The following is a 21,106-nucleotide window of genomic DNA, read 5'->3' on the forward strand; positions in this document are numbered from 1 at the left end:
CCAAATCTGCAAAAGGGCCTCTACCTTTCACGGTATTCAAGCGTATCGACGAAAAAGTCCCCCTTGCTTACAAGGGGGACTCCTCTTCTTTCGATAACTCTTTAGATCAGCCGCCTCCTACGAATCCATAGCAACACGAGACCCAGCATAAGCATGCCCGCAGCTAGTCCTACCCAGAGAATGGCGCCAGTCCCCGTGACGGCCAGGCCGCCCTGGGCAGAAGACTCTTTCTGCGATGGTGAATTCTTATCGGACTCAGGAGTAGTGGCTTCCTCATCCTCAGGTTCATCTCCGGGGTCTTGATCCTCAGCAAGCACCTGAATGTTTCGTACTGTGCCAGGCACCAAACTGGTCATGTCCTCACTCAGTTGTGCGATCACGGGGTTTCCACACACACGGGTCACGTAGGACACACCCACAAGAAATTGTCACCCGATAGCGATGCTGCATAGGGAAGTACCTCCACGGTTATGGTGGCCGCTTCCCTTTATTCCCCGCCATGAAGACATCATCTGCTACGGCAATGTTGGTTGCGGGAAAACCCACCTCGCTTCAGCCCTGATCCGCCTGGCCTGCCAAAACAACATGAAAGCCAGATTCACTACCGCAGCCGATCTAGTCATGACCCTACGAAAAGCCAAAAATGATGGCCGACTCGACAAAGAACTCACCAACTGGTCCAAGTTCGACCTAATCACTATCGATGAACTCGGATACCTCCCCATCGACCCAGAAGGAGCCAGACTCCTCTTCCAAGTAATCTCTAACACCTACGAACGATCCTCACTCATAATCACCACCAATATTGAGTTCTCACGCTGGGGAACCATCTTCGCAGACGATAACATCGCCGCCGCAATCATCGACCGACTAATCCACCACGGACACCTACTACGACACCAAGGACAATCCTGGCGAGTAACACACGCCCTCATGAAATAACACACCAAAACCCAAACCAACACAACGGCCGGAAAATACTCCAGCACAACGGCCGACCCAAACTTGACAGAACACAGTTATGCCTTTGGAATACTTCTGCCGGATGTTCAAAGGTGCGGTGACAAGCAGTGAGAGAATCGCACTTGATAGAGCAGTCATCACGGACACGTATTTGTCTCTGGCCGCGTTCAAATAACGCAGGCTTTCAGCAGGCCCGCTCCCGGTTTTCGGGATCGAAATGCCCTTCCCACTCATCAGAGTGCGGGCCGCCTCGGCGGCATCGATCGGATCGGATTTACCGTCCATGCGCCGCACCTGGCGGGCGAGCCTCAATACCTCAAACACGGTGAAACCACCAATTTGAAGAGCGCGAGAAAGACCAGCCCCATACGAGTTGGTGCCTTCAACACCCACGCTGACCTGGGAGGGGCCACCAAACTCACCCAACGTCTTGATCGCCTTCCGGTAACCCGTAGGCGTCGCCGGGAACGTAGCGGTCATCAGCGTCCTGCCAGCGGCGTCCAGCACCGCGATCGTGTGCGTGTCACTATGAGTATCAACACCCACATAGAAGCGGGGTTCCCCTCCTTCTTCACTGACCAGCCAGGTTTCCTGACCCTGCTTTTGCATTGCTATCGTCATGACATCCTCCTTTGTCTCCAGTTGTTGCGATATGACTGGAGACCAAAAGGAGCAGACAAGAGGTTGATGAGACGGCTACCATGAGAAATGCGAGTAACTCACGGAGCGTCACGCTCCTATGAGGTCATGTCTCCCATGGCCTCCAGGTAGTTGGCTTGGGGCGGACAAAACACGTCAAGGACAGACCCTCAAAAAAATCGTCAGTCAAGCGGAGGGTCACACCCCAGACCCACTACCAGTATCCCAAAGGGCCGTCAGCCAAGCTGTGGGTCACGCCCCGGTCAACTACCTAACCAGTATCAACGCGCCTCCTATTCTTCTGCATTTTCAATTGGGATCCTCCGTTACATGACAGAGCTTCTCACCAAAAATGATGAGATACTCTGAAGTGGGGTCCCCCGAATGCTATGTGCTTACCGGCTAACATTCGGGGGGCTTCTTAACATCGGGATCACTTTTTTCTGTGCGATCCCTTTCCGGTGCGGTTGTAACTCCCCAAACCGGACGTTTTCTTTCTATCCTCCTCGTCCATCAAGATATTCAGCAGCAGACTCATTCCCCAGCTCGGGAACTTGAGGCAATGGCGGGGGAACTGCGATAAATTGGGAAGTTTCTCGTTGTGAAACACCCGGTCGCTCCCAAAGCTGACGTGGGTCTAGTTCTTCCAAGCCACTTTCTTTCAGTCCCTCAGTCAATGTTTGGTTCGAGCGCTGTTCAACTTCCTGCCACATCACGCGAGCACGGTCGTAGAACCCTCGAGCACTCTTCACCACCTGCGGCACGCGAAGGTCCGACAATCATCACAAGTATCGCCACGAGCAGTAGGGCTTCAGTCCCAGAAATTCCAAAAATAGTACTTTCCTCCCTCTCACGTCTTGGTGGCAAAAGAGAAATCTAAACGGCTTTGTTTACCTGCAACACACATACAGAGGTTAACGCTAACATCTAGCTTAGCCCCATCTGATTATTTCTATAACTGTATACAATCCTGCTTGCTATTGGACACTCCATGGAGACTTTCCATATTTTGCCGACATATTATGCGACGTGTCCTAGAGCCTGCAGAGATTCCACTGACATCCAAACCGGCTCTCATAGGTCCACGTTCACTAATTTTCCGCAGCCTCGTGACCACTCCATTAAATAGCAGCTTTTAATCCAAGTTTAAATACTATCTTTATCTGTCGGGAGACTAATCGAGAGTGTGGTTTTGTTACAGCCCTTTCTGCGCCTGTAACAAAACCACACTCAAACGCGTAGCTGGCAAGCCAGGAGTGCTACTTCTTCAAGACCTTCCACCTACGAACAATCAGGACAGCGAATCCCAACATGGTGGCCAACAACATTATCGAAACCATCATTCCAACGGCTCCACCAGTGACAGCCAAAGTTCCTTGACCCTTGTCATCCGAATCGTCGGCATTGGGACTGTCTTTTCCGTCGCTCTGACCATCACCGTTGTGATGCGAACCGTCGGTCCCACCGGGCTCTTCACCACCACCGGGCTCTTCACCACCAGAGGAATCCTTCGCCTTGACAGTCAACCCAGATGAAACGGTTACGCCTTCACTTCCAGTCGCAACCACTCGATACGGTCCAGCACTGAGTGACCCTGGAAGAACTATCTCCACCGAGAACGTCCCCTCAGCGCTTGCTTGCACCGAGACCGCAGGAGGTACACCTGCATCGAGTACTACGATAGAAGACTCTAGAGAGACTGCGATTTCCTCTTCAGGTGCCCAGTTGCTTCCTGTAACTGTGAGAGTCTCACCAGCCGTGATTTCCTGCGTACTGAGGGCAATCGACGGTGTAGTTTCAGCAGGTACCTGATAGACACTTGTGGCTGCGACGCCTTCCATTGTCGGTGTCACCGGTCTCATGAGTCCATTTTCGTCGAGTTTTATGACATCAATGCTGGTTTCACGATGATATCCAAGTCCCGAAGTGTAGACGCCCAACGGTGTGTAGAAGCGGTGATACGCAATATAGTAGTCATTCCCGTTAGACAAAACCGACTGGTGTGCTGTTCCTAGGATGCCTGCACTTTCATCCTTTTGGAGCAATGGATAGTGATATTCCACTGCATCATTCAGGGATGTTGACGTTCCGTAGTACACCCGATAGTTGGGACTACCGGTGTCGTCCACAGACCACGTCCAATGGTAAGTATCTCCAATTTTCGTGACAACAACTGACTCTCGGAAGTCCTGCAGGCCGCTAATGTTCTTGGCAGTTCCAGGAACCAGACTGACCATGTCCTCAGCAAGCTCGGCTTTCACGGGGTTCCCGTTACCGAACAATACATAGGAGGTGCCATCTTCATCAGTAAAGATTGATGGATCAATAGCTTGCCCTAAGGAGATACCTTGATCACGCATATCCTGCACGGTGATGAGTGGCTCGGATTGAGCCACGTATGGCCCTGCAGGCGAATCAGCTACGGCGACCCCGATTGCTTTGGCGTTCTGAGCATCATAGTGTCCACTGAAGTAGAAGTAGAACTTTCCATTCTTTTCTTCAATAGTCGGTGCCCAACCGTTACCATTTGCCCAAGGAACCGAAGCGATCTGGACACCCTTCGCGTTTACACCCGGATTCTTATCCTTGACATCGAGGATTACACCTTCATCGACCCAGTCAACCAAGTTCTCTGATGACCACGCATGGAACTGGCTTCCACCCCAACCAGAGTACCCATCAGTTGTCGGGAAAATCCAGAATTTCCCATCGAGAATGTCAATATCAGGATCTGCATACTGCCCGGGAAGTACGGGATTGCCCGCCTGTAGTGGTGGTTTTACAAGCCACGTTTCGGTCTCAGCGTTATCTCCTTCGCGAACGAAAGTAAAGCTTTGATCGCCTTGCGAATAGTCGACTGTTGAGCCATTCTCAAACGGTTCATCATCCAACAGGATGCTGACGGATCCGCCAACAACGAAGGAGGTTGGTAGCGCAGATAAATCTGCCGATTTCCGCACGTAGCTGGTGACAGTCTTTCCATCAGAATCAAAATGAGACACAACAGCCGTGTGGTCATCGGTACCCTGCGTGCTTTCTGGGTCTTCTGGAATAGTACCCAGCCGAGCAGAGGAAACTAACGGAGCACCTTCAGTGAGTTCCGCGTCCGAAAGAACACGATTATAGATTTTGATATTGTCAAAACTGCCCTTGAAATAACGATCACCGCTGTAAAAGGAACGACCCAAGTATCCCAAGACGTCGGTACCAAGGTCAGATACTGAGGTACTGATAGTTTCTTCGCCCAGCAGCATTCCATTGACATATACCTTCATCACATCACCAGCGAAGACCACTTTCACGTTATTCCACACGCCAGAAGGAATCGAGCCAGCCACTGCTGATTCAGAGTTCCATGATGCTTGTGTAATAGCACTACGCAATTCGCCACCGCGAGCACGCAAGAAGTAGTACTTTTGATCATTCTGGCCAAATGCGAATGAGAAGAAATTGCCAGAGCTCAATTCACTCTTGACATCCATCGACACTGTCATGGTGTCACGCCCGTCGAAGAATCCCTTCGGGAAAGAAGCATAATTTCCGCTCTCACCGTCAAGAGTGAGAACCTTGCCTCTCTCGGCATCTTCCGTAACACTTGCGGTTCCGTGAGCCGTCAGATCATTATCACCGCGTGAATCCTTGAGCGAGTCATCATCAAAGGTGTACTCGGCGATTGGCGCGTCCTGCTCTTCCTCGGGAACCTGGGGCTCTTCCGGATCGGAGTTAGCGTACGCAGCTAGTATCCTGTCTTGCTCTGCTTGCGAGAGCCGCAGCACTGTTCCATGTCGGAACTTCTCATCGAAGGAGAACTGATCTGCCTCAGGACCCACCGACAGTGGCGTGAACTGTAAAGATGCAAGACTATCTGTGACAAATGCTTTATAGCCTGAGTTGTCACCCATGAGCGCCCAACGTCCGTCAGGGAGCTGATATACCGTGATACCTTCCATTCGCGAAGACAGTCCATGAGCTTCATCCTCACCCAAAGCAATAGCATTTACCCATGGCCCATCTAGACTTGTTGCTGTATCAACAACAGTTCTCCAGTCGGAAGTAGAGAAGCGATAGTAAGTGTCACCTTCTTTTGCGATGCTGGTATCGATGATATTTGGACCATCGTTTGTGGTGGACGAATCGCTGTAATCCAACCACACTTCTGGCTCTGTGAAACTGTGGAAATCCCGAGTTTTCGTCAAGTAGACTCGCAGAGCCCAGTTGTTGGAGTTAGCGTCTTTCCTATCACGGGCCGCCCAATAGACATAGTATTGGCCGCTGATGTCGTCATAGAAAGCTTCAGGTGCCCACACACAACCAGCATCATCAAACCCCGCAAAGACAATGCGTTGATCACTCCAATTCACGAGGTCAGTTGATTCCCACACCACCAAGTTTTGGCTAGCATTCATCTGGTCCCAACCGGAGCCGCCGCTGCCACTACCCTCAGCATGAAGATCAGTACCGATAATCCAATAACGGTCGCCTTCTGCAGATCGGAAGATGTGCGGATCACGAACTCCCAAGTCGCCACCGAGGTTTGAAAGAATTGACTTGTTGTCATTGAGCTTTTCCCAGTGGAGGCCATCATCGCTAAAACCAAAGAAGATGCGTTCGTATCCATCTTCAACAGCAAAGTGAGACCAAAGATATCCCGCATTGTAATCCGTGTCGAGGTTTTCCGGAGCAGCCAATACCGTCACAGTAATCTCTTTACGCGCTTCTGTGCCTGCGACAGTAGCCGTCAGAACGACCTGTGTGTCAACCTCCGGACGGGTCACAACACCCGCAGGAATCTCCTCAGTTCCTTTTGTAGAGATTATGCTTTCATCGCTAGATTCCCATGAGATAGGAGATTCGTTGACGATCCCCACTGAAGGCAAAGTTATGTTGCCCCTCACTGCCTCCGAATCTGGAATCTCTATGGCATTCAGATCCTGTTGAGCAAGGTCGGTCTCTGATGCCGCAGCGGCGACCGTCACCTCGAAGTCCTTGCGCGCAGTTTCGCCGCGCACATTGATGGTGGCAGTTAAGACAGCATATTGCTCTTCATTACCTGGGAATACTCTTCCTTCGGCGTTAATGACCGAGGGATCGCTAGATTCCCACGTGATTCCTCCGTTAGTTGGGAGATCAATATTCGCGCGCAATCCAATCGTGTCCCCCAAGCTCAGAGACTCGATCTGAGCTTCGGCTACGTCAGCTGCTGTTTCAGCCGCGATACTTTGTGCCTGTTCAGGAGTAAGTGCTGCGTCATAGATTCGTAAATCTGCAACTCCTCCTCGATATTTGGCATCAGCAGCATATGCGGATCCACCCAGAAGATTATTCGAATGATTTGCCAAATCTCTGAGGTTCACTGAAGAATTATCGTTGCGGGCAACCTCTACTCCGTTGATGAAGAGAACCAGCGTTGACGTTGCCCCGTCCTCGTTAGGTGCGATAGTTGCTGCAACCGAGCTCCATTGGCCAGGGGGAATTGCGGATACATCCTGATACTTAGCGGCAACTTCTCCAGACCAATTCGTCTTGGTAATTGCTAGTTTCTTTCCAGGTAGGTGGAGGAAAAACTGGCCAGTGCCTTCATTTGTGCTGGCTGTGCCACCAATATTCCACAGGAAATTGTTGCCACTCAAAGACGCCTCGTCAGGCAGAGTCTCTACCACGATCGTCGCTGAGTCTTTGTCTTTGAGAAGATCATCAGGCAGCTTCATATGACTCTGACCCGCAAACGCATAGTACCCGGCACCCCAGGTTGGTTCTCCTATAATCTCTGCATCAGACCAGGTACCAGACAGGTCGCGAACCCGGTCGCCGTTCCCGTCAGTAAAGTTGTAATGCGCTACTATGCTGGCATCAGAGCCTTCCGCTGAGTCAGCTACGGCAGCTGGGGCAACAGTGAGGCTCAAAGAAAGAGCCCCAACTATCGCCATAATCGCCCGCCGTCGGTGCGATGTTTGTCTTTCCGGTTTCATGCGATTTCTCCATTGTTTTCGTGGTACGTCCAACGGCTTTTATGGGTGGGGCCTCCTAGTGGAAGCCCCACCCTGACCGCTATCTGGTGCGTCTACGCCGAATCAGCAGTGCAGCTCCCAATCCAGCCGCGACCAGGGCGACTGCAATGAGCCAGCCAATAGTCGCACCCGTGATGGCCAATCCCTGGTCAGGCGCATTATCAGGCTTAGTCGGTTCTGAGCTTCCTGGATCTGTCGGCGCAATCTTTTCCAGGCTGTCAATTGCCTTTTGAAGATTTGCTGTGGCTTCATCAACGAGGATCTGGCTTGCCTGCGGATCATTCAACACATTCTTGGCAGCCTTCAGTTCCTTTGTCAGCACGTCCCAACTTGCATCCGTATACCCTGTCGAGTCGAGACTCTCTGCGAGAGCGATGACCTTACCCAGCTGGTCCTTGTTGACCTGGACTGGTTCGGGTGCAACTTGAATGTCGAACTGTCCTGAAGAGGCCTTCACCAATTTGTCGACGTGCGGGTTGTAGGTGATAAAGACGGTTCCTCCCACATTGCCTGGAACAGTCACAGCCGCGGTTGCTCCCATATCTCCAGAGCCGACATTGAGCGCAACGGTCTCCTTCCATTCGCCAGCCACGAAGGTCACGGTTCCCGCAACATCACCTAAATCATCAGCGGTAACGCGAATGATTGCTGTCCTGTCGGCAACATCTTCAACGGTAAGTGTCGACCCCACTGCCGGTCGTTCTCCCCACGTATGCATAGCGTCAAGAACGTTGTGGGGGACGTTCACAAACGCGCCATGACGTGGACTAGCAGGCAAACCGTCTTTGGGGCCAGGGTTCCAGGAATCCCGCAATGACAGACGGTCATCCTTGTTACTAGAGGTGATCTCTGTTCCGGTTGTCAGGAATGGAACATAACCTCCTGCACTGTAGTTGTCGACGAGGAAAACATATCCGTCATCGTCATCTGTATTATTTGGATCGTCCTCGTTGAGCTTGACGATTTCCGGGCCCTCACCGTTATTCCGGGTTTTTGGAGCGGTCATTGCCGTGTCAATGAGCTGCCACGTCTCCTGAGGATCAGCATTCCAATCAGAACGGGTAGTGGGTGCGGTCAGAGAAGCTGACTTTTCTAAGAAGATGTCTTTGCCGCGTTCCAATCCATCGGCTGCACCACCATCTTCATTCTTGGTAAACCGATAATAGTAGTCACCAATCTTTGCTACTGACGAGTCGATACGAGCAAATCCGGTATTCTGCCATTCCACCGGTGGGTAAGTGAAACTCTGGAAATCGCGCGTGATGACATAGAACATCCGCGCATGCCCACCACCGGGTGTATCCGTATGCGACTCATCGCCGTAGAGACGTGACGCAAAGAATACGACGTAGGCCTGCAAATCGTCATCCCAATATGCTTCAGGAGCCCATGTCATTCCTGCTTCTGGCTGATTGACGACGATTCCACTGTCTTCACCGTTGGTGCGGTCCCAGTGGACCATATCCACCGACTCCCACACATGGACTTTAAGGCTGCCTTTCGACTGAGCGTCTCCCCAGCTAGTCCCACATCCGATACACAAATCGGTAGCGATCATGTAGTACTTGTCGCCATCATGAGAACGCAGAATATACGGATCTCTCAGCCCCTTGGTATCGACCTGCAGATCAATGACAGGTTCACCCTCGTTGACAGGTTTGAAAGTGAAGAAGTCATTTTCAGTGGTAGCATCCATCCAAATCTTCTCACCACCAGGCCCATCAGACTTAAAATATGCGGCAGCGTAGCCCGCATCTGGCGCAGTACGGCCCTGCTCAGCAACCACGACCGCGTAGTCCCGAGAAATCTCGATTCCGCTCAGTGTCGCGGTGGCAGTGACAGTCGTTTCAGCATCTCCACTGCCGTAACTGGGACGAGTCACAATACCAGCGCCCTGATATGGATCAGCTGCACCCACCGTTGGCGCTTGGTATTCGGTATCGGTGCCACTGATGAGTGATGGATCGGCAGAGTTCCACGTAATTCGTGAGCTGTTCTTTGGCCCAATAGCGACAAGCGGCAGATTCTCTGTTGTGCGATCTTTCAGCACTATGGCGTCAAGATCAGCTTGAATTCTGGTCCGAACCAATTCCTCACTCTCGCCCTTGACAACTATGGATATTTCTTTCGAATGTCCAGCATTGTCACTGACAGTAACAGTCACGTTTCGGTCGCCAACGACGGGAAGTATCTTCCCCTCAGCAGTGACCGCTTCGCTATCCGACGGCGTCCATGTCAAGGCAACTCCGCGAATGGAGGAGGGGAACGCTAGGTTTTCTGTGACGGCATCGGCCGACTCGTTACTTCCCAACATGGTTGTTTCTAGGCTGTCTTCAATCACAGCCCAGCTAAGATCAGCCTTCTGTTCACCGGTCGGCATTGTTTGCTTAACTTGCGCTGCGGTCAATGCTTGATCCCATATCTTCATATCAGAAACCATGCCGGTGAACAACGCATCATCTTTATACAGAGAGCGCCCCAGATATCCCAAGATATCGCCAGAAGGAATGATGTCCCTCAGTGACTTGTCGTGGGTGACATCCGAAATTTTCTCTCCATCCACGTACACGGTGAGGGTTTGCCCCTTGGATACTAGTGTCACAGTCGAGAATCCCGGATTCATTGGGCCGCCTTCAGGGACCCGAGTCTCACCATTATTGTCTCCGGACTTCACGCGAATACCGGCAAGAACTTTCTCGGCGTATCCACTTTGAGCGCTGTTGGGGTTGACAAACACGTGGTTTCCCAAAGCTGTCGTGTTCCACGCTCCCACTCCATCACCGATGACCCAGGCGAAATGGTTTGCTGAGCTGTAGGCATTGACAGTCATTTCCACGGTGAAGTCGTTGTCCGCAGAGGTGATTGGACCTGAGGGAATAGACGCATAGCCATTGTTGGCGAACTCAAGAACATTGGCATCGCCATAACTGCTGAAAGCATCATCGGCCAGTCCGGTCAAAGGTGCATCCGCTCCATTTCCCGAAACATCCACAAGCTTTCCATCACTGTGGGTCATAGTATATGCAGCAGTCGGAGCTATCAGTCGAACTTCATATACCCGGGTGACTGTCGCGTCTTCAGAGCTGACAGTGACTGTCACCGTATCCTCTGATATCTCAATTTCAGTGCGCATACCCACATTGCGAGGCACCGCCTGGATGTCACTTGGTTGAAGACCGATGATGCTATCGACTACAGCGGTAAGAGGTTCGACATCGAGATCAACCTCCCGTCCCGCAATAGTGAGGCTTTCAAGATCCGCAGTGGGCTCATCAGTGACAGTAATCCTCGCCTCAACTGGCATCCGTGAGGCATCCTGAGCGACGCCGTTGAGAGTGAAACTTCCCGCGGTGGCAAGTTTATCATCCGCAATATCTTCCCACGTCACATCGACATCAGCAGTCGACCCGTCAGCCATAACCATGTGAGCCTTAGGCATGCGCGGATGGACACCAATACTGGTTTGAACCTCAATGGCATCCACAGTCTTTACAGCAATGTCGGGCTGGTATTCCTCCAGTACCTTCTGGTACTCCGCTCTGGTTACCGGAATTACGGTGCCATGTCGCGGCTTTCCGCCATCGGCATTTTGAGGAAGGTTATCGCGCAACTTATTGGCAACCGATACCCACGATTCACCGTCGGTAAGATCATTGGAAGCAAAAGGTACATAATGATTGGGGCCGCCGTGGTAATCAGGCTGGTCAATGAAGAGATACCACTTGTAACCGTTAACGTCGCCAGCATTGCCCTGGAAAATATTGGGACCTTCTCCTTGACGGAAAGTGCCTCCCTCAACCCCATTTGGTTGCCCTGCAGCAACTTCACTTTTAACCAAGGTCCATTGGTCCGCAGGGCCATTGGCCTCGGGTAAGGAGTCGGTAACCGTAGCCAATAGGTCGGTGGATTTCTCTTGACGCAACGTCATGTTGCCTTCATCTTTGATGAACCGATAGTAGACGCCGTCAAGGTCGGCAACACTGACATCAATGGTGCCTGCACCTGCTTGCCCACGACGGTCTACATCCACCCAAACTTCCGGCTGAGAAAAAGTTACAAAGTCCGGTGTTGTTGCGTACATCATTCGGTTGTAGGTAAGAGCGCTGCGATCTGACGGATCAGCGGTGTCATACAGGTTCGATGCCCAGTAGACAACGTAGAGTCCGCGGTCGGCATCCCAGTAAGCTTCAGGGGCCCAGGTATTTCCAGCATAATCTGACGATACTTTCACGTGGCGCTGGTTTGACCATGTTACTAGGTCATCAGACTCCCAAATCTCAATGTATTTGGAGCCTTCTCTCTGCGCGGTGGTGAACCCTCCTGGAAGGCCCGCAATCTTCAGGTCCGTTGCCAAGAGATAGAACTTGTCGCCGTCATGTGAACGAATGATGAATGGATCCCGCAGGCCCTCAGTGCCCTCAGTCGACTCAAAAATCGGTTGACCGTCATTGAGTGTGTTCCACGCCAGCGCATCATTTCCCTTTGAAGCGGCCAGGCTAACCTTTTCCGCACCATCTCCTTCACCAGTAAAGAATGCCCATACATATGCTTCAGTTTCTTCAGTCACGCCGGGCATTGGAGCAACCGTAACAGGCAACTCTTTGACTATGCTCTGGTCGCCAAGGCTAAGCGTGGCCTTAAGTGAGGCATCAGCAGCCTCTGTTCCAGCGGCAGGGCGCGCAACTTTGACGGTCTTTGAGTTGGCATTCACCCCTTCGCTCAGGGCTAGTACATCAGTTCCCCCAGTGATTTCCCAGGAGATAGTTGAACCTGAAGCTCCCAATGTTGGAATACCAAAATCATTCTTTATCTGCTCCGCATTGTGGATCTGCAGCGCCTGCGCATCTGCTTCTAGCCGGTCAGCGATAGAGGTTGCTTCAGGGAGGACAACGACCGCAAAAGCGCGTGACACCTCAATTCCACGCACAGTCGTGGTGGCGGTAAGGGTGACGTCAACGGCTGATTCACCATAGGCGGGCCGTGTCACAGTTCCCTGGGTGGAAATCACCTCCGGTGCCGAAGACGCCCAGGTAATCGCGCCTGAACGCGTCGGTAGAGAAAGGTCTCCCTCAACTTCTTGGCCGTCCGCAATTCCCAGGGACCCCAACATTTCCAGAGTGGACGCTTCGATTTGGTCTTTGAGAGCTATCGCGTCTAAGTCAGCAATACTCGCAACCTCCTCAGCTGTAATGGCCCGATCCCAAATGCGGAATGTAGACACCGCACCACCAATGTTGGGATCTGGCCATGGAGAGTGTCCAATCGTGTTAAGCGACTGATCAGTTACGTCGGCCGGACTGTAATCGCCAACGTTTTCTGCAATAAGTTTTCCATCGACGTAGAGAGATATTTTGACTTTTTCGCCACTACCGTCGATTACGGCTGTAACCGACATCCACTGGTCAGCAAGCGCAGGATTCGACTGCGCTTCAGTCACAAATTCGTTGCCAGCACTGGACTCACGTACAACAACTTTTGGTACAGCATTGCGGCTAAGCGAAGCAAATAAATACTGTGTGTTATTTGGACCGCCAATATTCCACAGAAAATGCCACGAGTTTAGTGTTTCTTCTGTCAGTTTTACTTCCATCTGAACTGTTGCAGAGTCTTTGTCCTTCAAAAGGTCCTCTGGAAGTTGCACCCACGGTGTCGTGTCTTTGTTTCCCCCAGGCAGGTTAAGAACCCCATTACGCCACAGTTCATCGCTGCTGTTTTTTACCTCAGCAGGGCCAAAGTCACTTCCGTCGACTCTATTGGCAATTTCTATTCCGGTTGTCTGAGAAAAATCGTAGTCGACAATCAGACCGCTAGTTGGCAACGTGCTTTCTGCCTCTGCCCCAAATGCGCTGCCTGTTGACGCAAATGCCATGGAGCCGACCAAAACAGCACAGATTGCACCTCCAGTCCATTTTCGTTGGCCTATTATTTGCTTGCGCTTCACGCACTTCTCCTTTGGTCGTATTTCTCAAGCAGATTATTAGCTGAAACGATAAATATAAACTATAATTCTTATCCCACTTCGTCGTGGCACCATAAAATGGCCTATTTGTGTTGGGATCTCATGCTGTGAGCTACGGCAACAAGTTATGCCCCAGCCCCAAAAATACAAATATTTCGTGGCTTAAGTGAGAGCTCTGAGGTGTCTACAGTAAACCTCAGAGCTCTCACTCATTGCCTTATATAGTCTTCATTAGTTTATTGTCGTCCACGGGGACTCACGAACATATCACGCTCTTTCTGTTTCTTTTTGAAGTATTTGGGCAGATTCTTCTGGTCCTGCCGGCCCGCTCCTCCCGGCAAAAGTGATTGCCTTTTGTAAGAGTACAAACAGCAGCAGAATTAGTGCCGTAATAATCCCTGCAGTTGACCCTGCGGGTACGCCGGGAATCTCAAAGGATGACACAGTGATCAAGGTGGCCAATAGGCCAGTAATCAACACACCAACAACAGAGCCTAGAACGTATCCGACACCTCCCGTAAGCAACGTTCCACCAATAACCGTTGCCGCGATTGCATCCAGCTCCCACCCAGTACCAATAAAGTTCTGTACTGACCCGACATTCGTCGCATAGACGACACCTGCAAGTCCAGAGCAGGTACCCGATACGATGTAGACCAGAAGTTTTGACCGCTGTGCTGGGAGTCCCATCAGCTCTGCAGCTTGCTCATTACCGCCGATTGCGTAGACCGTACGTCCAAAGCGGGTTCTGTGTAGCAAGAAGAATGCGATACCCACAATCACAATTGCAATAAGAACATTGGGAGACAAATAGAACCTGTCAGTACGCTTGGCGCCATCAATAATGGTCCACTTTGTAGCTAAAACTAAGAACCCTGAGTCTTTAGGGATCACCAATGACTCAGTTGTTAGCACACCCGCGAGACCACGAGCAAGAAACATCACCGATAGAGTGGCAATGAATGGCTGAACGTTGAAAAAACGGACCAAAATACCTGAAAATAGCCCGAATACGCTACCTATGAGAACCATCAAAACTGCCACAAGCCAGGAGTTCCAACCAGCCTGGATCAGAGTTACCCCGGCAACGGTACTGAATGCCACTACCGCACCGACTGATAGGTCAATACCGCCGGTAAGAATAGTGAACGTCATGCCTACTGCCAAGATAATCAAATAGGCATTGTTAATAAGCAGGTTGGAAATAGTACCCGCATTAAGAATATTTCCAACCGCCATTTGACCGCCAAAAAGCAGTACAAAAAATAAGATGACAGCAGCCCACGTGGTGTACGTATCGCGTGAAATATGAAAGCTTTGACGTCTCTTAACTTGCGAGGTCATGCTGCCACCGCCTTCGAAGTTGTTGCCTTGTCTTGTGCTTGAGAGCCGTTGCCAGTCGGTTTCTTTCTACGAACAAACCAGCCACGCAGGCGCTCTGATTGAAGAAGACAAATAAAGATGATCACGACTGCTTTAACAGCGGGGACTGCCGGGGCTGGAACTCCAAGGTAGACCATTGCTGGCGTAAGTGTCACCACAATCAGTGCCCCAAGGAAGGAACCTCCCAGGTGAAATTTTCCGCCCGCGAGAGACGTTCCGCCGATTACGACCGCCAAGATGGCGTCCATTTCTAAAGCTGCGCCAGTACCTGAAGAGTTAACTTCTACCGTTCCTACTTGCGCAACCGCGAAACAGCCACCGATCGCAGCTAAGAGGCCCGAGATTGTATACACCATGAACAGAATTCGGGAAGATCGGATACCTGTCATTTCCGCTGCAACGGGGTTGATTCCAACAGCTTCAATATTCATGCCTAGAGCAGTGCGCCGCACCAAAGCAGCTACAGCAAGAAGGATTATCACCGCGATGATGAATCCGACAGGGATTCCAAAGAGTCTTCCCTGCGTGATCCAGTTGAACGTCGGTGAGTTACCGGGAGTGTTCTTTCCACCAGTGACGACGTTAGCGAGTCCTCGCCCCAAAATCATCATGATCAGCGTGGTAATGAAGGGCTGCAATCTCACTACCGACACTAGGAAACCGGAGAATGCACCACACGCCGTCCCAACAACTATCGCGAGGACGAATGCAGTAGCTGCAGCTGCGGCCGAATCACCATTCGCACTGTTAGCCAAGAATTGCATAGCGGTTGCTCCGCCCACGGCCATCACTGAACCAACAGATAGGTCAATACCACTGGTAGCGATCACTAGTGTCATTCCCAGTGCAATCATCATGATGGGTGGTGCGTCTTGGAGGATATCGATAAGAGGGCTGGTAATGCGACCATTCACATACCCGAAGATGCCAGTTTGGTTCTTAGCAAGGACGATGCCCACTAACACCAATAACACGACACCGGCCCACAGTAGCTGATTTTTCAGCAGATCTTTCACGCTGCATCGCCTCCAGCTGCGATAACATTCACTATTGATTCGACATTGACTCCAGGGCCGTTTTCTATTTCAGCGATCGGTGCACGATCTTTGAGAATGAGAACGCGATCAGAGAGTCGAACCACTTCCTCTAGTTCGGAAGAGATGAACACTACGGACATTCCTTCAGAAGCTAACTGCAGAATGATCTCTTGGATCTCAGCTTTTGCTCCAATGTCGATGCCTCGGGTTGGCTCGTCGAGAATGAGCACCTGAGGCTTTGTTGCTAACCAGCGCGCCAAAAGGACCTTCTGTTGGTTACCGCCAGAGAGGTTCTTAATGAGTTTTTCTGGATCTGGTGGTCGAATATTAAGCTCTTTTATGTACTTTTCACATAGCGCATCTTGTTCTTTGCGAGGAATCGGATGGGCCCAACCGCGAATCGCCTGTAGGGCGACAATAATGTTTTCGCGAACCGTGAGGTCGCCAAGTATTCCTTCATCACGGCGGTTCTCAGTTGAATACGCGACCTTGTTCTTTAAAGCGACTGCTGGATTCTGCAGTTTGAGCGGTTTGCCATCAAGCTCAAGGGAACCTTCGGTAGGGGTATCGGCGCCATAGATGAGTTTTGCCAACTCAGTTCTTCCTGACCCGAGTAGGCCTGCGAATCCGATGATTTCGCCCCGATACAGTTCCAGGTCAGTTGCTTTGAGTGTCCCCTTCTTTCCTAGATGCAATACCTTGAGAGATGGAGCGCCTGTGTCTTCCCTGCGATCAGCTTTTGCTTCTTTCGACAGCTCACTAAATGCTGTCATTTCCTTACCGATCATTTTCTCGATCAGTTCTTTGCGCGGCAAATCCTTCGTCATGTATTCACCGACAAACTCTCCATTGCGCAATACCGTCATGCGATCAGAAATCTCATAAACCTGATCCAAGAAGTGCGAGACAAATAGAATAGCCACTCCCTCTTCACGAAGCTTGCGGATAACCGCAAAGAGGCCAGCCACTTCGTTATCGTCGAGGGACGATGTTGGCTCATCAAGAATGAGTACTTTAGCCCGTAATGCCATTGCCCGAGAGATTGCTACCAACTGCTGCATCGCGATGGAGATTTCTGACAGTGGTGTGCGAGGATCTAGATGAGTGATGTCGAGGCGCTTGAGGGCCTCACTCGCCTTTTCATTTGTTTTACGCCAGTCAACACCAAAAGGTCCACGGACCTCATGGCCAAGCATGACGTTTTCACCAATCGATAGGTTAGTGAGGAGGTTTACTTCCTGATAGACGGTAGCCACTCCGGCAGCTTGCGCATCGGCTGTACCAGTAAAACGCACCTGTTTGTCATCAATATAGATTGTGCCACCGGCAAGCTTATTTACTCCCGTAAGGGCTTTAATGAGTGTCGATTTGCCGGCACCGTTTTCTCCCATGAGGGCATGTACTTCACCGGGAAAAAGTCGGAAGTCAACATTTTGTAGGGCTTTTACACCCGGGAATTCGACCGAGATGTTCTCCATCTTCACGATCGGTTCCATTTGAGTCATGGTCTCTCACTAAACGTAATGGTAAGGGAGTGTTCTGTAACAAATAACAACGTGGGGTGAATGCTGCGTGGCCCAAATAGAATCTTTGCAGATGGACCACGCAGCGACTAGATCAAAGGATCAAGTGCTCTACAGACGCAGGCTAGAACTCACGGCCTTCTTCTAGAGCAGCTTTAGCTGCTTCAGGACTATCGAAGATCGCGCTTTCCACGATGAAGTTCTTTTCAACTTCTTCGCCGCATAGCGCTGCCACAGCAGTGTTCACTGCATCCGCACCAAACAGTGGGTTGTATTCTGCAACAAGGGAGAGCTTTCCTTCTGCCAAAGCTTTGAGTGCGGGCTCTGTTCCATCAATGGTGATGATCTTGACGTCTTCTCCAGGCTTTAGACCTGCTTCTTCAACAGCTTGGACTGCACCAAGTCCCATCTCATCATTTTGGGCGAAGACCAGCTGAATATCGTTGTTGTTGGCCTTCAACATGGCCGCTAACACTGTCTTGCCCTCTTCTGCTGACCAGTTGGCAGTCTGTGCGTCTTTCTTGGTGAAGTTGTCATTGATAGCTGAATCCCAGCCAGCGTTGCGTTCGTTCACAACAGAGACCCCAGAAGGACCTTCTAATGTGACATAGTTTGCACCTTCAGGGAATGTTTCATTGGCCCATTTAGCAGCATTTGCAGCGACTTCTTCATTGTTGGGGGCCAAGCGTTGAACGTACAGCTCTGGATCATCAGGTTCAATCATGCGGTCAATCAGGATGACGGGGACACCCTCATCCTTGGCGTTAGTGAGTGCTTCTTCCCAACCAGTTGCCTCCGTCGCAGACAAGAGAATCAGGTCAACCCCGGCGGTGAGGAAGTCATCGAAAGCCTTTAGCTGAGATGCCTGGTCATTGTTTGCATCGCCAGCGTACTTTACCTCAGCGCCTGCTTCTTTGAATGCTTCTTGCACGTTCTTTTCGTTGGCATCTCGCCAGCCACCTTCAGGACCAACTGCCACAAAGCCAACTGTCTTACCGGATAGATCTGCAGGGCAGTCTCCTGTTGCTTCGCCTTTGTCTTCAGATGACTGCGCTGTATCGCCCGATGCGGCGTTTTCAGCGGGTTTGTCGCCGCCACAAGCAGACAAAGACACCATAGACACCGCGGCAAACATTGCCAGTGCCATGTTGCGTATTGATTTCTTCATTAAAACTCCTCCTTGAGAGTTCACAGCGGTCAGCTGCTAACACATGATTAGGGTCGCCCCTTAGTACTAGGTTAGCGCTAACACCTGTTCGATTTGAACATTTATTGTTACAAATGCATTACAAATCTGAGTGCTAACCTCAGAGACCCCGAGCCAAATGATAGTAAGCCTGGTTCCAATGCAACTCATTCATGAAACCGGATACTGTTGTATTTTCGTCGATAACGATGAGTTCAGTGGCCGCCAATTCGGCAAAAATGCGGAACACCGGTAGGCCAATCGCATTTGTGAGAACTGTATGATGAGCCCCACCGGACTGCAGCCAGCATTCAGCTGAGGTTTGCAGGGATGGCCGCGGTTTCCATACAGCGTGAGCTACAGGAAGATTCGGCATCTTGGCTGGAGGCTCAACGACATCCACCACGTTTGCCGTCATTCGGAAACGCGTTCCCATATCCGCTAACGACACTAGAAGGCCTTCACCTGGGTCAGTGTGGAATACCAAGCGAACCGGATCCTCCTTACCCCCAATACCCAGCGGATGGATTTCAGCGCGGGGCTTAGAAGAAGTCAAGCTAGGGCAGATTTCTAGCATATGGGCTCCAAGGATCAGCTCAGATCCGGGAGTTAGATTGTAGGTGTAGTCCTCCATGAGCGAAGCACCACCTGGCAGTCCCTCACTCATCGCCTTGACTGCCCGCACCAGGACGGCAGTCTTCCAGTCCCCTTCAGCGCCGAAACCATAGCCGTCGGCCATGAGCCGTTGAGCTGCAATGCCCGGTAGTTGGCGTAGACCGCCCAAATCCTCAAACGTGTCTGTGAAGGCCATGGCATCGCGGTCTTCAAGGAACCGGCGCATACCGATTTCTTCGCGGGCTGCATAGCGAAGGGAGTCGTGACGATCTCCACCCTTGCGCAGCTCGGGAACAACATCGTAAATTTCTTCGTACTCAGCAACTACCGCGTCAATATCTTCGTCAGAGACGGCGTCAACCACCTCGACCAGATCGTTGATTCCCCACGTGTTGACTGAGACACCAAAGACCTTTTCGGCCTCGGTCTTGTCTCCTTCTGTTACGGCAACGTTGCGCATATTGTCGCCGAAGCGAACCAGGTTCAAATTATGCGTTGCGGCCCAGCCAGCACACGCACGCACCCAATTGGAAATACGTTGGCGAACATCGTCATGCTCCACGTGACCGATGACCGTTTCGCGGGCGATCCGCATCCTTGAGACGATGTAGGCAAACTCGCGATCTCCATGAGCCGACTGATTCAGATTCATGAAGTCAAAGTCGATAGTGTCCCACGGCAAGTCGACATTATCTTGAGTATTCAGATGGAGCATCGGTTTTGCCAAAACATTCAGACCAGAGATCCACATCTTTGCCGGACTGAATGTGTGCATCCATGCGATCACGCCTAGGACTTCATCACGGCTGTTCGCATCAATGATGCATTTGCGAATTGCTTCGGAATCTTTCAGGACCGGCTTCCACACAATCTTCGCAGGAATATCACCGGAGCGATTGAGCACCTCGACAACGTGCTGCGATTGTTCTGCCACCTGACGGAGGGTTTCCTCACCATAGAGGTCCTGGCTGCCAACAAGAAACCAGACCTCCCGCCCCTCGTAAACCGCACTCATATTCTTACCTTTCTTCCTGCCTCTAGTGCTGTCCGTATACGTTTTGGTAACGCGCATACAGCGAATCGATTTTTTCTTGTGGAATCGCGATAGGGTCACCCAGTTGGAGAGCCACAAACATCGTTCTGGCAACCTCTTCTGTCATCGCAGCCGCTTTAACCGCCGCTTTCGCATCTTTGCCGATGGTGAAAGGCCCGTGATTTTGCATCAGAACTGCAGGGCTACGTGAGTCTTTCAAGGTCTCCACGATTCCTTGCCCGATCGAATCATCGCCAATAAGAGCAAACGGGCCGACAGGGATCTCTCCGCCAAATTCATCACCCATCATGGTGAGGTGGCAGGGAATTGGCTTACCTACTGCAGCAAATGCCGTCGCGTACGTCGAGTGCGTGTGAACAACGCCCCCCACCTCGTCCATATGTCGGTATACATATGCGTGCGCTGCAGTATCCGAGCTGGGAGAGTGCGCTCCCACAATCAGGTTACCTTCCAAATCACAGACGACCATAGATGCTGGTGTGAGCGAATCATATGTAACACCTGAAGGTTTGATTACCAATACATCGTCCGCGCCGTCAATGCCGCGTACGCGCTGAGATACATTGCCAGCAGTCCACACCACCAATCCCCACTTGATGAGTTCTGAATGAAGTTCGCATACTTCGACGCGCGCCTTCTCAATCGCTTCGGCCATAGCCGGTGACCAGGTTACTGTCATCTTTTCCGCCTCTCAGTTTGCTCACGCATCTCGTTCTACGCTAGGCCTCATTGCTTCAAC

Annotated in this window: 12 protein-coding genes; 1 reads left to right on the top strand and 11 read right to left on the bottom strand. The window is 51.3% G+C overall.

Going from position 1 to position 21,106, the window contains the following annotated elements:
- Positions 1-101: 101 nt before the first annotated feature.
- Positions 102-380, bottom strand: a complete 279-nt coding sequence (locus FYJ24_RS06210; protein WP_154544636.1) for a hypothetical protein — start codon at positions 378-380, stop codon at positions 102-104.
- 61 nt (positions 381-441) lie between these two features.
- Here FYJ24_RS06210 and FYJ24_RS06215 point away from each other — a divergent pair, with 61 nt between their 5' ends.
- A complete protein-coding gene (locus FYJ24_RS06215) occupies positions 442-942 on the top strand; it encodes an ATP-binding protein (protein ID WP_154544638.1) in 501 nt (166 codons plus the stop codon).
- Here FYJ24_RS06215 and FYJ24_RS06220 read toward each other — a convergent pair.
- The 10 genes from FYJ24_RS06220 to FYJ24_RS06265 form a co-directional block, all read right to left on the bottom strand.
- Positions 892-1,584 carry an IS110 family transposase gene (locus tag FYJ24_RS06220; protein WP_154544640.1) on the bottom strand — a complete coding sequence of 231 codons (693 nt, stop codon included), beginning with the start codon at positions 1,582-1,584 and terminating at the stop codon, positions 892-894. The two genes, FYJ24_RS06215 and FYJ24_RS06220, sit on opposite strands and share 51 nt — an antisense overlap.
- Positions 1,585-2,099: 515 nt before the next feature.
- Entirely contained in the window at positions 2,100-2,318 is a 219-nt protein-coding gene (locus tag FYJ24_RS06225; protein ID WP_154544642.1) for a hypothetical protein, read from the bottom strand.
- Positions 2,319-2,861: 543 nt separating this feature from the next.
- Positions 2,862-7,571, bottom strand: coding sequence for a family 43 glycosylhydrolase (locus FYJ24_RS06230; RefSeq protein ID WP_154544644.1), 4,710 nt, complete (start codon positions 7,569-7,571; stop codon positions 2,862-2,864).
- A gap of 79 nt (positions 7,572-7,650) precedes the next feature.
- Positions 7,651-13,551 (bottom strand): immunoglobulin-like domain-containing protein, encoded by a 5,901-nt coding sequence (locus FYJ24_RS06235; RefSeq protein WP_154544646.1) that lies wholly within the window; start codon positions 13,549-13,551, stop codon positions 7,651-7,653.
- A 285-nt stretch (positions 13,552-13,836) separates the two neighbouring features.
- On the bottom strand, positions 13,837-14,913 hold the full coding sequence (locus tag FYJ24_RS06240) for an ABC transporter permease subunit (protein WP_154544648.1): 1,077 nt from the start codon (positions 14,911-14,913) through the stop codon (positions 13,837-13,839).
- Positions 14,910-15,968 carry an ABC transporter permease gene (locus FYJ24_RS06245; protein ID WP_206192549.1) on the bottom strand — a complete coding sequence of 353 codons (1,059 nt, stop codon included), beginning with the start codon at positions 15,966-15,968 and terminating at the stop codon, positions 14,910-14,912. Before FYJ24_RS06245 ends, FYJ24_RS06240 begins: the two co-directional genes overlap by 4 nt.
- A complete protein-coding gene (locus FYJ24_RS06250; protein ID WP_154544650.1) occupies positions 15,965-17,494 on the bottom strand; it encodes a sugar ABC transporter ATP-binding protein in 1,530 nt (509 codons plus the stop codon). The genes FYJ24_RS06245 and FYJ24_RS06250 overlap by 4 nt, the downstream gene beginning before the upstream one ends.
- 142 nt (positions 17,495-17,636) lie before the next feature.
- Positions 17,637-18,680, bottom strand: a complete 1,044-nt coding sequence (locus tag FYJ24_RS06255) for an ABC transporter substrate-binding protein (RefSeq protein WP_154544652.1) — start codon at positions 18,678-18,680, stop codon at positions 17,637-17,639.
- Positions 18,681-18,819: 139 nt separating this feature from the next.
- Complete coding sequence (gene araA / locus FYJ24_RS06260) at positions 18,820-20,328, bottom strand: L-arabinose isomerase (RefSeq protein WP_154544654.1); 1,509 nt, start codon at positions 20,326-20,328, stop codon at positions 18,820-18,822.
- A 22-nt stretch (positions 20,329-20,350) separates the two neighbouring features.
- Positions 20,351-21,046, bottom strand: a complete 696-nt coding sequence (locus FYJ24_RS06265) for an L-ribulose-5-phosphate 4-epimerase (protein ID WP_154544656.1) — start codon at positions 21,044-21,046, stop codon at positions 20,351-20,353.
- Between the last annotated feature and the right edge of the window lie 60 nt (positions 21,047-21,106).

This window comes from Scrofimicrobium canadense, from assembly GCF_009696615.1.
Taxonomy (GTDB): domain Bacteria; phylum Actinomycetota; class Actinomycetes; order Actinomycetales; family Actinomycetaceae; genus Scrofimicrobium; species Scrofimicrobium canadense.

Bases quoted from the DNA above. Each gene is read 5' to 3' on its own strand.
- FYJ24_RS06265 (WP_154544656.1), bottom strand. From the start codon at position 21,046: ATGACAGTAACCTGGTCACCGGCTATGGCCGAAGCGATTGAGAAGGCG.
- FYJ24_RS06230 (WP_154544644.1), bottom strand. From the start codon at position 7,571: ATGAAACCGGAAAGACAAACATCGCACCGACGGCGGGCGATTATGGCG.
- araA (WP_154544654.1), bottom strand. From the start codon at position 20,328: ATGAGTGCGGTTTACGAGGGGCGGGAGGTCTGGTTTCTTGTTGGCAGC.
- FYJ24_RS06215 (WP_154544638.1), top strand. From the start codon at position 442: ATGCTGCATAGGGAAGTACCTCCACGGTTATGGTGGCCGCTTCCCTTT.
- FYJ24_RS06220 (WP_154544640.1), bottom strand. From the start codon at position 1,584: ATGACGATAGCAATGCAAAAGCAGGGTCAGGAAACCTGGCTGGTCAGT.
- FYJ24_RS06240 (WP_154544648.1), bottom strand. From the start codon at position 14,913: ATGACCTCGCAAGTTAAGAGACGTCAAAGCTTTCATATTTCACGCGAT.
- FYJ24_RS06255 (WP_154544652.1), bottom strand. From the start codon at position 18,680: ATGAAGAAATCAATACGCAACATGGCACTGGCAATGTTTGCCGCGGTG.
- FYJ24_RS06250 (WP_154544650.1), bottom strand. From the start codon at position 17,494: ATGACTCAAATGGAACCGATCGTGAAGATGGAGAACATCTCGGTCGAA.